The 14,062-nt window shown below is 52.0% G+C and carries 23 protein-coding genes; 12 read left to right on the forward strand and 11 right to left on the reverse strand.

Annotated features, from left to right (window positions below):
- Nucleotides 1–12: 12 nt before the first annotated feature.
- From lysC to F3J40_RS01425, 3 genes are all read right to left on the reverse strand, one after another.
- Nucleotides 13–336, reverse strand: coding sequence for an Rz1-like lysis system protein LysC (gene lysC / locus F3J40_RS01415; protein WP_167012209.1), 324 nt, complete (start codon nucleotides 334–336; stop codon nucleotides 13–15).
- A 221-nt stretch (nucleotides 337–557) separates the two neighbouring features.
- The gene (locus tag F3J40_RS01420) at nucleotides 558–1,037 is read right to left on the reverse strand and encodes a lysozyme (protein ID WP_304623105.1); all 480 of its coding nucleotides are present in this window, start codon (nucleotides 1,035–1,037) and stop codon (nucleotides 558–560) included.
- 2 nt (nucleotides 1,038–1,039) lie between these two features.
- Nucleotides 1,040–1,345: a phage holin gene (locus F3J40_RS01425; RefSeq protein ID WP_369410901.1), complete on the reverse strand. Its 306-nt coding sequence runs from the start codon at nucleotides 1,343–1,345 to the stop codon at nucleotides 1,040–1,042.
- Between the two features lie 88 nt (nucleotides 1,346–1,433).
- On the opposite strand from F3J40_RS01425, the gene F3J40_RS01430 reads away from it, so the two are divergent.
- Entirely contained in the window at nucleotides 1,434–1,610 is a 177-nt protein-coding gene (locus F3J40_RS01430) for a hypothetical protein (protein ID WP_167012213.1), read from the forward strand.
- A gap of 37 nt (nucleotides 1,611–1,647) precedes the next feature.
- Nucleotides 1,648–1,911 (forward strand): helix-turn-helix domain-containing protein, encoded by a 264-nt coding sequence (locus tag F3J40_RS01435; protein WP_167012215.1) that lies wholly within the window; start codon nucleotides 1,648–1,650, stop codon nucleotides 1,909–1,911.
- A gap of 81 nt (nucleotides 1,912–1,992) precedes the next feature.
- On the opposite strand, the gene F3J40_RS01440 is transcribed toward F3J40_RS01435, so the two are convergent.
- From F3J40_RS01440 to F3J40_RS01475, 8 genes are all read right to left on the reverse strand, one after another.
- Nucleotides 1,993–2,682 (reverse strand): bacteriophage antitermination protein Q, encoded by a 690-nt coding sequence (locus F3J40_RS01440; protein WP_167012217.1) that lies wholly within the window; start codon nucleotides 2,680–2,682, stop codon nucleotides 1,993–1,995.
- Nucleotides 2,683–2,797: 115 nt separating this feature from the next.
- Entirely contained in the window at nucleotides 2,798–3,115 is a 318-nt protein-coding gene (locus F3J40_RS01445) for a RusA family crossover junction endodeoxyribonuclease (RefSeq protein WP_205297161.1), read from the reverse strand.
- 38 nt (nucleotides 3,116–3,153) lie between these two features.
- Nucleotides 3,154–4,542 carry a replicative DNA helicase gene (locus tag F3J40_RS01450; RefSeq protein ID WP_369410903.1) on the reverse strand — a complete coding sequence of 463 codons (1,389 nt, stop codon included), beginning with the start codon at nucleotides 4,540–4,542 and terminating at the stop codon, nucleotides 3,154–3,156.
- Entirely contained in the window at nucleotides 4,539–5,588 is a 1,050-nt protein-coding gene (locus F3J40_RS01455; protein WP_167012219.1) for a replication protein, read from the reverse strand. The genes F3J40_RS01450 and F3J40_RS01455 overlap by 4 nt, the downstream gene beginning before the upstream one ends.
- Nucleotides 5,581–5,733: a hypothetical protein gene (locus F3J40_RS01460; protein WP_167012220.1), complete on the reverse strand. Its 153-nt coding sequence runs from the start codon at nucleotides 5,731–5,733 to the stop codon at nucleotides 5,581–5,583. Before F3J40_RS01460 ends, F3J40_RS01455 begins: the two co-directional genes overlap by 8 nt.
- A gap of 55 nt (nucleotides 5,734–5,788) precedes the next feature.
- The gene (locus tag F3J40_RS01465) at nucleotides 5,789–5,974 is read right to left on the reverse strand and encodes a DUF4222 domain-containing protein (RefSeq protein ID WP_167012221.1); all 186 of its coding nucleotides are present in this window, start codon (nucleotides 5,972–5,974) and stop codon (nucleotides 5,789–5,791) included.
- The gene (locus F3J40_RS01470; protein ID WP_167012223.1) at nucleotides 5,967–6,290 is read right to left on the reverse strand and encodes a hypothetical protein; all 324 of its coding nucleotides are present in this window, start codon (nucleotides 6,288–6,290) and stop codon (nucleotides 5,967–5,969) included. Before F3J40_RS01470 ends, F3J40_RS01465 begins: the two co-directional genes overlap by 8 nt.
- Before the next feature lie 76 nt (nucleotides 6,291–6,366).
- The gene (locus F3J40_RS01475) at nucleotides 6,367–6,603 is read right to left on the reverse strand and encodes a helix-turn-helix domain-containing protein (protein WP_369410904.1); all 237 of its coding nucleotides are present in this window, start codon (nucleotides 6,601–6,603) and stop codon (nucleotides 6,367–6,369) included.
- Nucleotides 6,604–6,702: 99 nt separating this feature from the next.
- Between F3J40_RS01475 and F3J40_RS01480 the strand changes: the two genes are divergently transcribed.
- The 10 genes from F3J40_RS01480 (at nucleotide 6,703) to F3J40_RS01520 (ending at nucleotide 14,011) form a co-directional block, all read left to right on the forward strand.
- The gene (locus F3J40_RS01480; protein ID WP_167012913.1) at nucleotides 6,703–7,392 is read left to right on the forward strand and encodes an XRE family transcriptional regulator; all 690 of its coding nucleotides are present in this window, start codon (nucleotides 6,703–6,705) and stop codon (nucleotides 7,390–7,392) included.
- 409 nt (nucleotides 7,393–7,801) lie between these two features.
- Entirely contained in the window at nucleotides 7,802–8,008 is a 207-nt protein-coding gene (locus tag F3J40_RS01485) for a hypothetical protein (protein WP_167012225.1), read from the forward strand.
- A 286-nt stretch (nucleotides 8,009–8,294) separates the two neighbouring features.
- Nucleotides 8,295–8,429 (forward strand): hypothetical protein, encoded by a 135-nt coding sequence (locus F3J40_RS25025; RefSeq protein ID WP_255464825.1) that lies wholly within the window; start codon nucleotides 8,295–8,297, stop codon nucleotides 8,427–8,429.
- Between the two features lie 24 nt (nucleotides 8,430–8,453).
- Nucleotides 8,454–9,122 (forward strand): ATP-binding protein, encoded by a 669-nt coding sequence (locus F3J40_RS01490; protein WP_167012227.1) that lies wholly within the window; start codon nucleotides 8,454–8,456, stop codon nucleotides 9,120–9,122.
- A gap of 11 nt (nucleotides 9,123–9,133) precedes the next feature.
- Entirely contained in the window at nucleotides 9,134–9,832 is a 699-nt protein-coding gene (locus tag F3J40_RS01495; protein WP_167012229.1) for a single stranded DNA-binding domain-containing protein, read from the forward strand.
- A 91-nt stretch (nucleotides 9,833–9,923) separates the two neighbouring features.
- A complete protein-coding gene (locus F3J40_RS01500) occupies nucleotides 9,924–10,457 on the forward strand; it encodes an HD family hydrolase (protein WP_167012231.1) in 534 nt (177 codons plus the stop codon).
- Nucleotides 10,447–10,800, forward strand: coding sequence for a hypothetical protein (locus F3J40_RS01505; RefSeq protein ID WP_167012233.1), 354 nt, complete (start codon nucleotides 10,447–10,449; stop codon nucleotides 10,798–10,800). Before F3J40_RS01500 ends, F3J40_RS01505 begins: the two co-directional genes overlap by 11 nt.
- A gap of 285 nt (nucleotides 10,801–11,085) precedes the next feature.
- Nucleotides 11,086–11,262: a hypothetical protein gene (locus F3J40_RS01510; RefSeq protein ID WP_167012235.1), complete on the forward strand. Its 177-nt coding sequence runs from the start codon at nucleotides 11,086–11,088 to the stop codon at nucleotides 11,260–11,262.
- Nucleotides 11,259–12,134 carry a phage N-6-adenine-methyltransferase gene (locus tag F3J40_RS01515; protein ID WP_167012236.1) on the forward strand — a complete coding sequence of 292 codons (876 nt, stop codon included), beginning with the start codon at nucleotides 11,259–11,261 and terminating at the stop codon, nucleotides 12,132–12,134. Before F3J40_RS01510 ends, F3J40_RS01515 begins: the two co-directional genes overlap by 4 nt.
- Nucleotides 12,131–14,011, forward strand: coding sequence for a DNA cytosine methyltransferase (locus F3J40_RS01520; RefSeq protein WP_167012239.1), 1,881 nt, complete (start codon nucleotides 12,131–12,133; stop codon nucleotides 14,009–14,011). Before F3J40_RS01515 ends, F3J40_RS01520 begins: the two co-directional genes overlap by 4 nt.
- Nucleotides 14,012–14,062 lie beyond the last annotated feature (51 nt).

The following is a 14,062-nucleotide window of genomic DNA, read 5'->3' on the forward strand; positions in this document are numbered from 1 at the left end:
TTAGGAATCTGTTCATTTCTGCCGTTCCTGCTCAATTTTGCGGATCGCCGCTTTATCGAGGTTGCACTGACCTATCGCGCTGAATGCCAGCACGTTGAGTTGCAGGCTCTGCGACCAGGTCATGTTGTCGGGAATGGTGGGTTGTGGCGTGTCGGCTGTCAGCTCACTGCTGATCGGTACGTAAGGGACTTTGACGTAAACCGTCCGCGTACTGCCGCAACTGCTCAACAGCAGCACTATCAATACGGGTGTTAGCGCACGCATCGCTGGTGAGTTGATTTCGGATAGACACAACCCGAGCGCCAGCAGCCGCCGCAACGTTTGCTTTTTTTTCATGGGTGGCCCGGTAGATATCGTTCATGAGAGTGACAGCGGTAATCACATTGTCTGTGATGGCCTCTGCTGTGGTTTTATCCCGCTCAGCCTGCTGTTTCTGGTCTGATAGCATGATGTTGCTGGCGTGCTGAATCTTCACCGTGACGGCTAGGCCAACAATGACCAGCGCAAGCGCTGCAATAGTGACAGCGCCCCATTTGATATCGCTCAGGCTCATCGCATCATTTCCACAGGCAAATATCGCGCTCAACCTCGCGCCGGTTCGCCAGCCCTTTCCACTTCACGCCGTCCACATACACCCAGCGTCTGAGCTGATCACATGCGCCAGCCGTATCACCCTGATTGAGGCGGTAAAGCAGCGTTGAGGTTTTGAAGTTTTTCGCGCCTACGTTGTAGGCAAACGAGTAGAGCGCAGCACGGGTGGTTTCAGGAACGGGCTTTTTGATGTACGGGTCAATCTGAGCGGCCACGGTCGCCAGATCGCGATTAAGCAGCGCCAGACATTCCTGCTGGCTGTACGTCTTGCCGATCACGATATCTTTACCTGTATGACCGTAGCAGACCGTCCAGACCCCGCCAACATCGCGATAAGGTTTTGGCGGTTTCCCCTCAAGGCTGGGGATCACCGCTGTCGCGATAGCCAGAGCGCCACCGACAGATGCAGCGATAATTTTTTTTCTTAGTGCCGGTGACAGAGGCATATCTACTCCTCCTGGCCGGGTGGAGACAAGATGCCGCGCTCCACAGCACCCTTGTAAACCTTAAGCATCTGGCGCTTGTACCAGGCATTAACGATGAAAGTAGCAATACCGATCACGATACCGCTAATCACCGCCACCGTATTCCAGTCGAGGTTTTGTACCCACTGATACACGCTACCTCCACATACAAGCGCGCCAGACACGCAGTAGCTAGTTGCTGATGCAATTTTGTCAGGCATGAGTTTTACCATTTGATCACCTCCGGTTAGCCGGTTGGTGCTGTAGTAGTCAGATGAAAAAAGTGACATCGGGTAATTGACAGGTAGCACCAAAGGGGCTATTATCTTTCACATGAGGTAGCGAATAAGTCGCAGCCCGAACCCGAAAGGATGAACGATGAGTAACCACGAAATGACCCAGGCTGAATTAGCAAAAATCAACGCTGAGATTGCTAAGCTGATTGCTGAAACTTCAAAGATAAATAGCGAATCTCGCTGGTATCCGGTAGTTGTCGCATCTGGTCTGCTAGGTGCAGGGGCTGCAATAGCAACCGTGTTTCTCAAACTGATTTAACGAAAGCCCCGCAAGGGGCTTTTTTACAGGTGCGCTAATGAGACTGATTAACGACTATTCCCCGCCAACGACCGACGACCTGACGAATCTAAAAGAAACGCTGGGCTACACAGGGAACCAAATGGCAGATTTGGCAGGAGTCGCAAGTAATAGCCAGTGGCGAAAATATACTGGCGGCGAATCTCCGCGTGCTATCTCGCCACATATTCTTTTTTACATGGCCGCACAGCTCAGCCTTTCAGAGGATGAATTAACGCGCGTACTGAAAAAGATGCAGGAGATTGGCGCAGAAATTAAGTAGCCCAAAAACGACAAAACCCGCACAAAGGCGGGTTAGATATAATTTTGACAACATATCAAATTTGACCGAAATATAGCTGTTTCAATCTACTTTTACAAGAAGCGGTTGAAAGTTACCCGCTTTTTGCTTTGACCTCACATTCGATACAGCTTTAAGCGCATGGCTATCCATCTGCCTGAAAATGCCTTTCAACACCAACCAGTGTTCAGTAAAAGTTTTGGTCCATGCCATTGCAGTGATCCCCATCAGCTGCGCCAGCTTTTTGTACTCGAGCGTTTCACGACCCATGATTTCAGACCTTAAATCCTGCGCCGCCAGCCATACCAACGCTTTAAGTCGCGTTAAGGTTTTAGCGGCAATGCGCCGCCCTTCCAGTTGCACGCGGAATGCATCCCAGGCCCACTGAGTTATCGCTACCTGATAATCGAATCCGGTATTTTCGCTATAAATCCAGAGCAACCACGCTTTGTGCGGATCATCCAGTGCCAGCAGCGCACGCCGCCATGATGAGGTAGTGAATTCGACCGGCTGCACCAGCGCGATGGCTGACCCCTTTGCGCGGGACTGCTTGCCCGGAATCGGTGGGTTATCAAGCGTGATAAGTTGTCCTGTCACTTCGTCCTCAATCTTCGTTTTTTTGCGCTTAAACCGGCCTGTGGAAAACTGCGCATCTTCAAGCCATGCCTGCAACTGCCCCTTAGTTGCCCCACTCAGATCCGCAGTGGCAATAATCAGCTGCTGGCGGACAAACTCTAAATACTGTGCCGTCATGCTTTACCAGCCCTTTCTCTCTTGTGGCCCTGCTTGGTAGCTCAGGCACGGTTTATTAGCACGCAGCGCCAGCAATAGGGCCGCACTCATTTCCCTGATAAAATGCTTATGCTGATTACAGTGAATCAATAATTTCGATGCAGCCAGTTTCCCCCCATACTTTGCTAATCCGCACATCCCACACGCCGCTGTCGTCGTCCAGGATGGCATCCATTAGCCCCTTGTGCAGGTTGTCCACATCTGGCTTTTGCCTGTGTGGTTTCCCGTTTAATTCAGCCCGTTTACGTTTGCTCCAGCTTGCAGGCATTGGAATAACGAACCTGATGTGCTGCCCTTCTTCTGACAGCTGAATGCGGTTAAGCCGAACCTCTACGCAATAGGCACGGTACCGCATCACCTCCGGTCGCTTTATCCACTTGTCCTGTTGCGTCATTCGAGGTTTAGCCACTGGGCAGATGTTGAATGTCTGGATCAAAAATCATCTCTCCTTGAGTTACCCCCATAGGCTGGTTTCGCGCGCGCCAGTTGCGCCGCGATAGCCTGGTCGGTGTCTATGAAATGGCCGTTACGGAATTCCTGATACACCACGCCCTGCTCACCATGGCGGTTTTTACCCACGATGATTTCCGCCAGGTGGGCCGCAGGGCTGTCAGGGTTGTAAACTCCGTCCCGATAGATAAACCAGATGCCGTCTGCATCCTGTTCAATGCTGCCGCTGTCACGCAGATCCGCGTTTACAGGGCGTTTGTTTGGGCGCTTCTCTACGTCACGGGAAAGCTGACTCAGGCAGACAACAGGCGTGCGCAAATCCATCGCCATGGTTTTCAAGCCGCGAGTGATTTCACCGATCGCCAGATCATTACGTTCTGCAGATGGCTTGCGAATGAGGCCGAGATAGTCGGCCATGATGAGAGAAAGCCCCGGATAATTGCGTTTGTGCCTCGTGGCGATGGCCCGGATTTGATCAATACTCAGATCGGTAGCATCGACTACCCACACATCCAGGTTAGCCAGCTGAGCGACTCCCATAGAGATTCGCGCCCAGTCCTCATCCTCAAGTTGCTGCGCTTTGCGCAATTTAGAGATAGACAGGTTTGATGTGTTGGCTAGCTGGCGCTCAACAATCTGTTCGCCCTGCATTTCCATGCTGAAGATCAGCACACCGCGACTCACCTTTTCACTGCCCAGAGTGACGAAGCGTTTAGCGACTTGCTCCGCGATGTTCAGCGCCAGCTCTGTTTTACCCATACCCGGACGCGCAGCGATAATGATGAAATCGGTGTCATTCAGACCGCCGGTGAGATTATCCAGTCCCTCGATCCCGGTTTTCACCGTATGAGACTCATCTCCATCTGAAACACGCTTCTCCAGCGTGTCTATATACCCATCCAGCAAATCACCCAGGCGAACGGGCAACAGCTCATCAGTTGGTCGGCTGATGGTCATCAGTTTGCGGGTGAAGCTGTGAATGAGCTCCATCGCGATATCATGAGTGGCTGCCTCAGAGACTTTGTCGTAGTTTTCTTCCATTAGCGTGATGAACTGACGTAGCTGGTATTTTTCCTCCAGTCGCTTCGCGTACCCCTTCAGGTTTGCCGCGCTAGGCGTATTTCTGGCGGCTTCCATGACGGTGGCAAACACGCCACTGTGATTGCCCTGCTCTTTTTCCATCGCCTCGGCAACGAGCAGCGCATCGATCATCATGTTATGCGTGGCCTGACGTTTAATTTCGCGGTAGGCACTCTGATAGAAATAATTTTTGAATGCTTTTTCATCCAGAGTGTTGATCACGTCTACGGCATTTGGCGTAAGTCCACCGATCAGCAAGCTGCCAATAACACTGGCTTCGAGTTCAATCACAATGATTTCTCCCGAACTTTGCGCAGCGTTTCCAGCTTCATGACGTAATCGAAGCTGGCGCGCCAGCCAGAGCCATCAGGGCCGCCAAAGTGGAATTCGCGCGCATCACTCATGAACGCGGAGAAATACATGCGAAACGCTTCTACGGTTTTGTGTTTTAAATGGCCGGTCATCTCGCGGATATTCGCAGCGCGGTCATGATCAAGTTCAGCAGGAGGCAGGCGGCCTTCGGTAATTTCGTTCCAGGCTTCGACCACGGCCCCGCAGTCAATATCAACCGTATTTTGCTGCCAGATATCGGCATCGCTCAGGTAGCCATCAAAGCGGTTTACCCGGCAGATGTTGGCTGGCTTAGCAACACTGTTGCCGCGACGCGGCCAGGTGCGAGCCACCCAGAGCACCACCAGTTTTAAATCAGCGACGGTGTACGCCGCACGGGTAGGCTTTTCAGAGAGCAGAACGGCAAAAGGCTCTGCAGAACGACAGGTTGCGCCTGTGGTCTCGTTGTAATACTCCAGGACCTGTTTCGCCTGTGAGATTACCTCCTCCGAAAATTCCCCCTTGGGGGCTTTAGGGGGATCTGTTTTTACTGTCTTTGGAATAATGTCTATGGAGTCCCCCTGTTTTGAGGGATTACCGTCCCCTGCTTTAGGGGATTTTTTATCCCCTGATTTGAGGGATAATCCCTCGCTTTGAGGGATGTCCCATTCAGAGACGTTTTTATTGATGCCAATCTGATGACCCGCAGCAGTTAATACCTTCATTTTCAAAAGTTGAACGCGGGTTTCACTCACCCTTTTAACTGGCAATTTGGCAATCTCAGAGAGTTGAGAGTTGGCTATCTTGTCGCGGGATTTATTCCAGCCATAGGTAAGGCGGATCACTGCCAGCAGCACCTTGAACTGCCGCTTAGTTAAATCTGCTCCTGCTAGCTCTTCCAGAATGAGAGTTGCCAGCCTGACATACCCATCATCAAGATCGGCCACGCGATGCTCCTCACGCCGCACAGGCGCGCGAAAATTAATGATCTCCGCTGTGTTATTCATGCCCAGATTTCTCACGTTTAATCTGCTCAATAAGCTGGCGCATTTTCCGCCCCACTTCAGGGTTAATTTCCTGAGCAAAGGCTTCACGGGTTATGTCTTTATGTACAGTAGTTTCAGGTTGCGTCTTATGGCGTTTCTGTTTCATAATTGACCTCGCTTGACCAAAGCAATGTAGTACCCGGCTGTTCAGCTCCAACTGTTCAGCCTTCTTTCCCTGCTTTCTTGAAATACTTTTCGAAGTACCATTTCGGCACCATGCATTCGTGCGGGTAACCAGGCCGCATAAAAATGATTTGCCGGTTTTGCCTGTCATAACGAGTAACGCACACTCTGATACCGCGTCGATCGCTATAGGTCTGATTAGTCTCAACGAACCTTTCATCCATCGATTCCCTCGGCTGGCATTTTTAAATGCTCAAGCATGGAAAGCAGCTTCGCGGCTAACTCACCCCGCAATACAACGCTTTTACCCTCGTCTGCTGAGAATAAGCAGTCATCTGGCAAGCCAAGTTGGCAGATCAGTCGACATGCAAGACCAACCATTCGCATCTTTGTACGGCTCAAGCCGGATGGATGAATCCCCATATCCAATGCCAGTGGCTTATTACCTCGCGCCAGCACTTGTTGGTGAAAATAGCTCTCCAGTACTTCAGGTTTGCATTTCAGATGAACTGAATTGCTGGTTATTGCTGATGAACGCATTTAAATTTCTCCATTAAGTTATTCAGGTTCTGACAGTCCCGGCCTCAGCCAGAACAGTCAGCGCCGGATGTCTCAATCATTGGTCGGCTTTGTGTCCTTCGGCATAGCGATGCGGATAAAGAATCTGCATTTCGCTAATTTTTCGGTTGAAGAAATCAGCAATTTTTTCCGCAGTCTCGATAGAGGTAACCTGAATCCCTCGTTCTATGCGGCTCAGATTTCCCACATCAATTTGAACTGCCAAGGCAACTTCGCTGATTGTTAGGCCCTTCGCCTCACGCATAACGCGTAGTGGTGTTCGCATATTTTGCATTTCACGCCCTCATTAAATGCGCTGAACGCATAATATGGCATCCGGTAAATTTGCGCAACACGCTTTGCGAGGGACGCATAAATGGATTCAAATGTGCTCATGAATGTTGGAGATAAAATTCGCCAAATCCGCAAGGCGAAAAAGTTAACCCTGTCCGAACTGGCATTGCTTGCGGAAAGCGATGTGGGGAACCTGTCTCGCTTAGAGCGAGGTAAACAGGGATACAGTGACGCCCAGATAAAAAAAATCGCCGCTGCGCTACAAGTGCCTGCCGCAGAACTATTTTCTTCCGACAACTTAAATGATACTGTTGATTTATACAGTGTAAGATCTTTGTTAGATTCTCGGAGGAATGATGTGTTCAGGGTGGAAGTGCTCGAAGTATCTGCAAGTGCCGGTAGTGGTTCGCCGTCAAGAGATGTTGTTGAAGTTATTAGATCAATTGAGTACGAACCTGAACACGCGAAGCTGATTTTTGGTTCTGTCCCTCAGGAAATGGTAAAGCTAATCAATGTTCGCGGCGACAGCATGCAAGGGACGATTGAGCCAGGAGACCTGATTTTCGTAGACCAACGCGTTAATTATTTCGATGGTGATGGCATTTATGTCTTTGACTTTAATGGTGATACCTTCGTCAAGCGCTTGCAGAAAGTTAAAACTGACCTAATTGTCATATCTGATAACAGTAAGTACCGCGAGTGGACAATTTCGCTTGATGAAGCCGAAATGCTGCACGTTTCTGGAAGGGTCATGCTCAGCCAGTCACAACAGTTCCGCCGCCACGGTTAATACAACCGCCAAACTCCTAGCCCGCTGATGCGGGCTTTTTTGTTTCCCTCGCAAAAAATCTCATAATTTTTTATCTCAGACTTTTCAGAAAGTTAAGGCTCAAAACCCTCCAGAGAATAATCACATCTTGCTTTATGCGCTTGACGCATATGCGCTTGGCGCAATATATTTCAGTCACAGCACGACGCAGCCCACCGCATCAAGCTGATGCTCTTTAACAAACTAACCAACAATCACCGAGCTGGCGGCCGAGAGGTCCGAACTCAGCACCCAGGCATTCCCTGACCTCACGGGGTAAAGGCATCCCTGGCATGCGGCGGACAGAGCGGTGATTAAGTTTTCTTTGGGGTGCGCCAGCGCAGCATCAAAGAGAATTCGCGGCATGTTGCCGTAATAATTGGAGAAAACCATGGCTGCAAAGAAACCTCCCTACTCCGCAAAAGTTAAGTGCTGGCTCCCAACCTTCACGACTGAAATGGATGGCGGTATGCAAGGCTGTGCCGTTGAAATTTTCTACATGCTACCTCTTGAACAACAAGCGGAAGCTTTAGAAAAAATGCAGTCTCATCACGCAATCAAGCTTATCCGACACCAGGAAAAGCAGGCTCAAGTTTAACGCCTCACCAGGGCAGCCCGGAGAACCGCAGCAGTACATTGGGCTTAAAAGTAAAGGCGGCACGATGCCGGGCATCACCCCGGCGCACAACGGAAAGGGCACTGCAGTTCCCTATCAATCCCTGATAGCCACGCTGATCAGCCAGTGCCCTCCCCGTTGTGAACTCCCGTAACAACGTTATTGCTGTGTGTTGATTTGCCCCCGCCTCGGGGGCTTTTTTTTGAGCCAACGCAGCACAGCACTTACTGCGCCAGCGCGCCACACCTCATCAGCAAGGAGTGATTTCATGAACCCCATTGAACGCCTGCAGTTCAAACATCGCCTGACGGGCGCTGACTTCCACCCCCGCCGCCGTATCTGGCTGGCCCCGGTGCTTATCTCTGTTTGTGTGGTTGTCGGAATGTGCCTCGCATGGAACTAACCATTAATTACCTGGAGCGCTGATATGGGCACGCCTGTTTTGATTCTGGGGGATTCAGGTGCAGGCAAGACTTACAGCCTGCGCAACGTTCAACCCGACAACACCATTTTGCTGCAATGCATCCCTAAATTGCTTCCTTTCAGGTCAACTGGCTGGAAGCTCCACGGCAAGGTGCTGGGAGACGGAACGCGCCAGCATGGCAACATTTTCCGTTTTGATGACTGGAACCGTATTGGCGAGCTCATCACGCGGTTCGGTACCCACCCCACGAAACGCGTGCTGATAATCGACGATTTTCAAGTGGTCATGCAACACGAAAACATGATGCGCGCCTATCAGACCGGCTTTCAGAAGTTCACGGAAATGGCAGACCACGTATGGCAGCTAATTACCGCAGCAACCTTATTACCCGATGATTTCCGTGTTTACTTTCTTTGCCACACAGAGGAGAGCGACGGGAAAGTTCGCATGAAGACGATTGGCAAAATGCTGAATGAGAAGTTAACGCCGGAAGGCTATTTCTCAATCGTACTGCGCTGCATCAAGAAGGACGGAAAACACGTCTTTCTGATCAAAGGCGATGACCACGATACCGCGAAAGCGCCGCCAGATATGTTCCCTGCGCTGACTGAAATGGACAACGACCTCCACGCGGTTGATACCGCCATCACTGAATTTATGACCGATTTATAAGGATCAATGCAATGAATCAGCAACCTATACCTATGGGCTTTGTGTGGAATGCGCAAGCTGCAGAGCTGGCTAAAACAGCCGGCACGGCTGGCGGCATTTCCGAAACCGGCGCTTATGAGGGGATTATCTCCTCTGCTATTTACTCGTTCGGCAAAGATGGTAGCCAGTCGCAAGCGCTGGAAATCAGCCTTGATAGTAATGGAGCAAAAGCCAATTACCTCCGAATTAACTATTGCGGCAAAGATGGCGCGCCTACGTTCGGGCTCGGCCTGATCAGTTCGCTGTTATGGGCATGCCAGGTGAAAGATGCGCAGCCGGTGCAGCAGCAAACGCAAGAGGGCATCGTTTGGACTAACCCAGCGCTCATAGGTAAGAAAGTGGGCCTGATGTTGCAGAAGGTTCTCTACACCAAAACCGATGGCGGAGAAGGCTATAAGTTCGAAGTTCGCCATGTATTCCAGCCAGGAACCCGCAAAACCTATTCAGAGCATGCTGCCAACGAACCTGCCAAAACGATAGACCACCTTTGTGAAACGATGAAAGACAAAGATGAGCGCCAGCAGGGGGCAGCAACGCAGATGAGTCGTGGATGGGGTCAGCCGCAGCAACCCGCCCCGACGGGCAATCTCTCGCGACTTGCCCAGAACGCCGGTGCTAATGGCGCTCAACAGCCGCCAGCGCAAGACTGGGACGACGATATCCCGTTCTAGGATTTACCAACCCCAGTCACTTTTGTTAACCGTTCACCCCACCGCGTAGGCCTCTACGCGGCTGCCTCCCCTTTTGCCTTAGGAATATGTAATGAGCCTGATCCGCACGCTTTCTGGTAAGCATTTCGACTTTCTGAACATCGATCCTGAATCAATTTGCATTGAGGATATCGCCGCATCGCTTTCAAACATCTGCCGCTTCACCGGCCACCTCGATCACTTCTACAGCGTGGCGCAGCATTCTGTGATGACCAGCTATCTGGTACCGCCGCAGTTGGCGATGGAAGCGCTGCTGCACGACGCCGCAGAAGCTTACTGCAATGATATTTCCTCTCCGCTGAAAGCGCTTCTGCCGGATTACCAGGCAATTCTGGGTCGAGTAGAGGCCGCAATCATTCAAAAGTTCGGCCTACCTGAGGCTAAAAGCCGCGAGGTGAAATATGCGGATCTGGTGATGCTGGCGACAGAGCGCCGTGATTTCGACTTGGAGGACGGGCCTGTATTCACCCAGCTTGAAGGTATCGAGCCATCGCCCATGATGATCTCGCCGCTGATGCCCCGGCAGGCACAGGTTCTGTTCCTGCAGCGCTATCAAAACCTGAAAGGAGAGCAGCATGGTTACTAAGCGTCCCTCCAGCCTAGGCCATACCGTAAAGCGCTATTCCGTCGTCGGCCATGGCCTGCTGCATGATGACGATGGCCCGGTGGTTTACTTCAAGGATTATCAGGCGCTACTCACTGAACGTGAATTACTCGAGCGCCAGCTGAATAACCTTGCTGCTGCTTCACAGCATTTAGATGCCCAGGCCGAAGGTGTTCAGTCATTCCTCGAGTATTGCCGCAAGCTTGCCAGCGACTACCCGACATCGATGGTGGCGAAGTCTCTCGAAGTCATTGAGCTAAATGCCGAATTCCATATTTCTCAACTACGAGATCAAGCTACCGAAACAGATCAAGAGGTCCAGTGATGCTGAGTGAAGAAAAAGAGTTACTGGCAGCCCTGCTTCGGCTGTTTATTGTCAACCCTACCGGCAACCCGCTAACGCGTGGCCAGATGATGGAGGCTGCCAAGATAGCACTGAGTGCCCTAACAACAACGCCCCCGGAGGCACCATGCTGATCGGCTTTGTTCTTCTGCTAACCTCCGTCACCGTTGAGCCTATGCCCGTCAGCGAGCGCATTTATCCCGACAAAACCGCATGTAAGCAGATCAAAAAACGACTGCAGGAGCGGCGGCCGAACGCGCCGCTTGCATGCTCACCCGTTTATCGATAGCCGCGAAAGCGGTTTTTTTACGCCCCCACCAAATGAAAAACCACTTACGCGCGCACTATGCGCGCCACCAGCCTTACTACGAAATCACGGCAATAGCCGCGATCTGGATTGCGCTGCTGATTGCGGCCCTTGTTGCGGAGATTTACCTCGAATGACTGAAACCTCACTTTCGCCCTATGTCATGGCGCTCGAAACCTTACGCGCTCAGCCCACACACAAGCTAAAAGAGGTTGGGGATCAGTGGCGAACGCCAGACAAGCTCTGGTGGGGCATCAACACAAAATATGGACCGTTCGTCCTCGATTTGTTTGCAGATCAGGATAACGCCAAATGCGAAGATTTTTATAGCGCTGAGGACAACGCACTCACGCAGGACTGGAGTGCGCGATTGGCAGTGTTGCAGGGGGCTGGATATGCCAACCCGCCCTATTCTCGCGCCAGCAAGCATGATGGCGCTTATATCACAGGTATGCGGCACATCATCACTCATACCATGTCTATGCGAGAGGCAGGCGGACGGTATGTGTTCCTGATAAAAGCGGCTACCGGGGAGGTATGGTGGCCTGAAGAAGCGGACCATATCGCTTTCATACGCGGACGCATCAGCTTTGATCTACCTGATTGGTACCGCCCTGAAGAGGGGCAGCCGACTGAATCATCAGCCGGTTTCGGCGCTGCTATTGCCGTATTCGATAAAACGTGGCGTGGTCCCAAATTCGATTATGTCAGCCGGGATGAATTGGAAGCGCGCGGCGCAGCAATGCTGGCGCATGTGGATCGCGCAGCGGCGCGTCTAATTAAATCAATGCCAGCGCCATCGATCATCACTGAAACCATAAATGACGTATGGTCTGCCGAGGTCACATTGTTTGCTGACCAGATACCTGAGCTCGCCGCACTACCTCAGGAGCATGCGCGAAAAGTGAAGCATCACATTAACCGCATGCTGCTGGAGCGCCAGCCATCCACTGAAATTATCGCAGCAGCACAATCACTGACAGCCACGTTTGGAGAGCTCGCCCAATGAGGGAAATCATCGTTGATAACTTCGCCGGAGGTGGCGGAGCCAGCACCGGGATCGAGATGGCTATCGGCCGCAGCGTGGATATCGCTATCAACCATGACCCGAACGCGATCGCCATGCACACAACCAATCACCCGGATACGTTGCACTACTGTGAATCTGTGTTTGATATTAACCCGCTGGCAGCGACCGCTGGCGCGCCGGTTGGGCTGGCCTGGTTCTCGCCTGACTGCCGCCATTTCAGTAAAGCCAAAGGCAGCAAGCCAGTTAAAAAGGAGATTCGCGGCCTGGCGTGGATTGTGATCCGCTGGGCGCTGGCAAAGCGGCCACGCGTAATGATGCTGGAAAATGTGGAGGAATTTAAAACGTGGGGGCCATTGCTGGCGGATGAAGACCGGCCTGATCCTTCTCATACCGGTGAAACCTTCTCAGCATTTGTAGGCATGTTGAGCACTGGCATTGCTGCAGATCATCCGGCAGTGGATGAGGTTTGCGACTTCCTGCAGATTGCCCGCCATAGTGCTGACGCCCGCAGACTGATTGCCGGTCTGGGATATGCGGTCGAGTACCGTGAGCTGCGCGCCTGTGATTTCGGTGCACCAACTATCCGCAAACGCTTCTTTATGGTGATGCGCTGCGATGGTGAACCAGTATCGTGGCCACAGCCATCACACGGCGATCCAAAAAGCCTGGCTGTGCAGTCAGGTCATCTGAAGCCCTGGCGAACCGCAGCGGAATGCATTGACTGGTCAATCCCCTGCCCCAGTATTTTCGGCCGCAGTAAGCCGCTGGCAGAGAACACAATGAAACGCATCGCTCGAGGCATTCAGCGCTTCGTGATCGACAACCCCACGCCTTTCATTGTTAAGTGCAACCACACCAGCACCAAAACGAAATATGACTGCTTTCGCGGCCAGTCACTTGATGATCCGCTACAGACCATTACCAAAACCCATGGGTATGCGATCGTCACGCCGCACATGACTAAATTTCGGACCGGCGCAACTGGGCAGCAAATTACAGAGCCGGTACCGACAGTCACTGCTGGCACAGCAAAACGCCCCGGTGGGAACGGCCATGCACTGGGAATAGTGGAAGCCCACTTATCACCGTTTGTTTCCCGCCAGTTCGGTAATAGCGTCGGCCATCCGGTTGATGAACCAGCGGGAACGGTCACTGCTGGCGGCGGAGGTCATAGCGCTTTAGTCATGCCCACGATGATTCAAATGGGCTATGGAGAGCGCCCAGGGCAATCACCGCGTGTGCTCGACATTGAGAGACCTGTAGGGACAGTGACAGCGGGAGGCAATAAGTTTGCTCTGGCAACAGCTTTCCTCACTAAGCACTTCGGTGGCAACTACACCGGCCCCGGCGCTGCTATGGATGCGCCAGCCCATACAGTGACTACCACCGATCATCATGCGCTGGTTACGTCGAGCCTGATTAAGTTTCGCGGTACCAATACAGGCCAGCCAACCGATACACCGTTGCATACCATCACCGCCAGCGGCACGCACCTGGGCGAGGTTCGCGCTTTCCTAATGAAGTATTACGGAAACGAGAAAGGAGGCGTTGGACTGACTGAACCCCTTGGTACCGTCACAACGAATGACCGTTTTGGCTTGGTTACGGTAGATGGCACTGATTTTCAGATTGTCGATATCGGCATGCGCATGCTCCAACCTCATGAGCTTTACGCCGCCCAAGGCTTTCCGTCTTGGTACGTAATTGACCGTGATTTTCGCGGCACAAAATACGCCAAAGACAAGCAGGTTGCTCGATGTGGAAACGCGGTACCGCCGCCATTCGCCGAAGCACTCGTGCGCGCCAATATGCCCGAATTATGCCAGCCGAAAATCACTAGCAAAAAAGCCTCTTAGCATCCTTACCCCTTCCAAACGCTGAATTGCGTTTAATTGCAGTTTATCTCA

It is taken from the genome of Candidatus Pantoea multigeneris, assembly GCF_011752615.1.
GTDB classification, from domain to species: Bacteria; Pseudomonadota; Gammaproteobacteria; order Enterobacterales; family Enterobacteriaceae; genus Pantoea; species Pantoea multigeneris.

What these genes read in the sequence shown, in the direction of transcription:
- F3J40_RS01520 (WP_167012239.1), top strand. Translation starts at nt 12,131, where the DNA reads ATGAGGGAAATCATCGTTGATAACTTCGCCGGAGGTGGCGGAGCCAGC.
- F3J40_RS01485 (WP_167012225.1), top strand. Translation starts at nt 7,802, where the DNA reads ATGGCTGCAAAGAAACCTCCCTACTCCGCAAAAGTTAAGTGCTGGCTC.
- F3J40_RS01505 (WP_167012233.1), top strand. Translation starts at nt 10,447, where the DNA reads ATGGTTACTAAGCGTCCCTCCAGCCTAGGCCATACCGTAAAGCGCTAT.
- F3J40_RS01500 (WP_167012231.1), top strand. Translation starts at nt 9,924, where the DNA reads ATGAGCCTGATCCGCACGCTTTCTGGTAAGCATTTCGACTTTCTGAAC.
- F3J40_RS01445 (WP_205297161.1), bottom strand. Translation starts at nt 3,115, where the DNA reads ATGACGCAACAGGACAAGTGGATAAAGCGACCGGAGGTGATGCGGTAC.
- F3J40_RS01455 (WP_167012219.1), bottom strand. Translation starts at nt 5,588, where the DNA reads ATGAATAACACAGCGGAGATCATTAATTTTCGCGCGCCTGTGCGGCGT.
- F3J40_RS01430 (WP_167012213.1), top strand. Translation starts at nt 1,434, where the DNA reads ATGAGTAACCACGAAATGACCCAGGCTGAATTAGCAAAAATCAACGCT.
- F3J40_RS01515 (WP_167012236.1), top strand. Translation starts at nt 11,259, where the DNA reads ATGACTGAAACCTCACTTTCGCCCTATGTCATGGCGCTCGAAACCTTA.
- F3J40_RS01460 (WP_167012220.1), bottom strand. Translation starts at nt 5,733, where the DNA reads ATGAAACAGAAACGCCATAAGACGCAACCTGAAACTACTGTACATAAA.
- F3J40_RS01465 (WP_167012221.1), bottom strand. Translation starts at nt 5,974, where the DNA reads ATGGATGAAAGGTTCGTTGAGACTAATCAGACCTATAGCGATCGACGC.
- F3J40_RS01490 (WP_167012227.1), top strand. Translation starts at nt 8,454, where the DNA reads ATGGGCACGCCTGTTTTGATTCTGGGGGATTCAGGTGCAGGCAAGACT.
- F3J40_RS01420 (WP_304623105.1), bottom strand. Translation starts at nt 1,037, where the DNA reads ATGCCTCTGTCACCGGCACTAAGAAAAAAAATTATCGCTGCATCTGTC.
- F3J40_RS01480 (WP_167012913.1), top strand. Translation starts at nt 6,703, where the DNA reads ATGAATGTTGGAGATAAAATTCGCCAAATCCGCAAGGCGAAAAAGTTA.
- F3J40_RS25025 (WP_255464825.1), top strand. Translation starts at nt 8,295, where the DNA reads ATGAACCCCATTGAACGCCTGCAGTTCAAACATCGCCTGACGGGCGCT.
- lysC (WP_167012209.1), bottom strand. Translation starts at nt 336, where the DNA reads ATGAAAAAAAAGCAAACGTTGCGGCGGCTGCTGGCGCTCGGGTTGTGT.
- F3J40_RS01425 (WP_369410901.1), bottom strand. Translation starts at nt 1,345, where the DNA reads ATGTCACTTTTTTCATCTGACTACTACAGCACCAACCGGCTAACCGGA.
- F3J40_RS01470 (WP_167012223.1), bottom strand. Translation starts at nt 6,290, where the DNA reads ATGCGTTCATCAGCAATAACCAGCAATTCAGTTCATCTGAAATGCAAA.
- F3J40_RS01435 (WP_167012215.1), top strand. Translation starts at nt 1,648, where the DNA reads ATGAGACTGATTAACGACTATTCCCCGCCAACGACCGACGACCTGACG.
- F3J40_RS01440 (WP_167012217.1), bottom strand. Translation starts at nt 2,682, where the DNA reads ATGACGGCACAGTATTTAGAGTTTGTCCGCCAGCAGCTGATTATTGCC.
- F3J40_RS01495 (WP_167012229.1), top strand. Translation starts at nt 9,134, where the DNA reads ATGAATCAGCAACCTATACCTATGGGCTTTGTGTGGAATGCGCAAGCT.
- F3J40_RS01475 (WP_369410904.1), bottom strand. Translation starts at nt 6,603, where the DNA reads ATGCAAAATATGCGAACACCACTACGCGTTATGCGTGAGGCGAAGGGC.
- F3J40_RS01510 (WP_167012235.1), top strand. Translation starts at nt 11,086, where the DNA reads ATGCTCACCCGTTTATCGATAGCCGCGAAAGCGGTTTTTTTACGCCCC.